Here is a 2,278-nt window from a genome sequence, read left to right as displayed (position 1 = left end):
ACACGCAGCATAATTTGGCCGCCTTTTTCGCGGATCGTTGCTCGCGGTCATGCGGCCCAGCGACGACGTTGTACCTCTTGTCGACGTTAGTCGGCGAATCAGGCACATCTGTGCGGGAAACCATCACACTTGTCTCCGTGATCGAAGCGGTCGTGTCCATCACATTTGCACCATCGCGTCGACGCACGACGTGCGGCCCGGATAGGGATGGCAGACGCAATGCCGCGCATCGAACAGATGATCGATGCCGATGTCATGTGCGAGGGGCGGGACCAGTGAATGCGGAAGACGATTGGGCACAACGCGCCGTATTGACGCACGTCCGCGTGCCTGCTGTCCCCATTCATATATAGAGGATATGGACATCGACGTTTCCTGAATGCTGGATGACCATCGGCCCGCGCCTCTGATAGGCGCAATGCGTCGCACGGTGTGCAATAGCGAAATTCAGAAAACGATGGGGGGGTCTCGAGGGCGGCCTGACGGATAGTCGTCAACTCTGATGAACAGAGCCAGCGCCAAAATCGGTACTGTCGCAAGGAGAACGGTGGCGATCTGCGAGGGAAGTGCGACCGTAGCCACGATCGCTGGCTGTGCGGCGAGGTCGCAGTAACCGCATGCACTTAGGGAATCGGGGGGCGCGTGCTGCGCAGCCCTTTCGCTATTCACGGCAGAGCAGAGGACCGCGACCGGTTCCGACGATTTCGCTAGTGCGACGAGTTGACTGAAGAGCGGCGCGCACACGATTAGCCACATGGCAATGATGCCAAGCCATGCGACGGTGTGTTTGCGAGCGCGAAGAGTCATGTTCTTCCGAACAGCGTGTACGCTAATCGATGACCCGGGCAACGCGACAGATGTGTGACCCGCGACATACCGAAAGACAAGCTTCCTCCGTTCACTGCTGCGCCTCTCCGGTAATCCGTCCCATTCTAGGTCGAACAGAGAGTAAAGCAGGTGGGGATGCCCTCAGACCGATATGGGTAGAGTTCCCCAATGTGTGCAACCGCAAAGGAGCCTTCGACACGGGCTTCGAATTTCCAACGCCTATAAGAGCCGGCGGTATGGAGATTGGCAGAAGTCGGCCAAATATCTTCGCGATATCTGTTCATGATGAGGCACTGAAAACGATGAGTGTCCGGCATCGCCTTTTCGAAGACGAAGGACTGTTCCCTGCTCGAAAGCGGCCGTAAGCACGCATGCATACCGACTTCGCGTCTAAATCGAGGATGCCGATCAAACTTAATCAATGAAAATGATCTGGCCGTCGACGAAAACTAATTAAAAATACCCAACACAAACGTTACTATTTATGCAACGATCTTCAGGCTGTTCAATACGATTAATTGCACGTCAAATGAACCGCGCTGCCTTCTTTCGCTCCAGTGCGGAAAGAATCACGACATGCGCTACAAGCGCGGAAGGAAAACTGAAGATGCCGAAGAATATCGTACTGTGCTTAGACGGCACGTGGAATGGCCCTAATTCGAAAGACACAAAAACGCAAGACAGTGTTCCTACCAATGTGCAAAAGGTATTTGAGGCGCTCAGCGGTTCGGCCCCCCTCGCACCAACGGATAGTGAAAAAGAAATTGTATTTACCGACAGCTCTGGCGCACAAGCACAGGTCGGCAAGTACATCCACGGGGTCGGCGATACGACAAATACGATCGCGAAGAAGGTCGACGGTGCGTTGGGTCTTGGACTTGTCGAACGCATTGTTCGCGGCTACACATATTTGTCACGGGAATATCAGCCCGGCGACCGCATTTACATCGTAGGGTTTAGTCGTGGCGCGTATACGGCCCGAGCACTGGCGGCCTTCATCGCCGGAAAGGGACTACTCGATTGGGCTGCTATGGGGCTGATTGCTCACTCACCAAAAAGCTATAGCGCGGGGCTCGCTGCTTGGACGCAGTATAAGCACGCGATTCACGCGGACGATACTGGCATTTTGCACGCCCTTGCCGAGAGCATTACCGATTTTGCAGATCGGCTCGAACTGGGACTGCACCCGGCACCGGAACTCAAACTCACGAGCGATGTAAGCATCACGGCCGTGGGCGTGTGGGACACTGTGGGTGCTTTAGGCATCCCAGATATGCAAGAGCGAGGCGGTACGTCTGTTCGGCTCGACGAGTTCAAATTCTGCGATAACAGCCTGTCAGATCGCGTCGAGAACGGTTTTCATGCGATCGCTATCGACGAACAACGCGCTGATTTCACACCGACCTTGTGGGACACGCGTCCGGGCGTTGTGCAAGTATTATTCCCCGGC

3 protein-coding genes are annotated in these 2,278 nt (G+C 55.2%); 1 reads left to right on the top strand and 2 read right to left on the bottom strand.

Going from position 1 to position 2,278, the window contains the following annotated elements; all coding sequences use genetic code 11:
• Positions 1-159: 159 nt before the first annotated feature.
• Positions 160-366: a hypothetical protein gene (locus tag HV670_RS29760; protein ID WP_175108509.1), complete on the bottom strand. Its 207-nt coding sequence runs from the start codon at positions 364-366 to the stop codon at positions 160-162.
• Positions 367-447: 81 nt separating this feature from the next.
• Positions 448-756 (bottom strand): DUF2946 family protein, encoded by a 309-nt coding sequence (locus HV670_RS29755; RefSeq protein WP_246258122.1) that lies wholly within the window; start codon positions 754-756, stop codon positions 448-450.
• Between the two features lie 679 nt (positions 757-1,435).
• Between HV670_RS29755 and HV670_RS29750 the strand changes: the two genes are divergently transcribed.
• A partial coding sequence (locus HV670_RS29750) for a phospholipase effector Tle1 domain-containing protein (protein WP_175108507.1) occupies positions 1,436-2,278 on the top strand: 843 nt, incomplete at its 3' end.

This window comes from Pararobbsia alpina, from assembly GCF_902859895.1.
GTDB classification, from domain to species: Bacteria; Pseudomonadota; Gammaproteobacteria; order Burkholderiales; family Burkholderiaceae; genus Pararobbsia; species Pararobbsia alpina.
Note: the sequence above shows the minus strand (reverse complement) of the source record. Positions and strands in the feature narration are given on the sequence as shown.

Coding starts and splice junctions, on each gene's coding strand:
- HV670_RS29760 (WP_175108509.1), bottom strand. CDS start 366: ATGTCCATATCCTCTATATATGAATGGGGACAGCAGGCACGCGGACGT.
- HV670_RS29755 (WP_246258122.1), bottom strand. CDS start 756: ATGTGGCTAATCGTGTGCGCGCCGCTCTTCAGTCAACTCGTCGCACTA.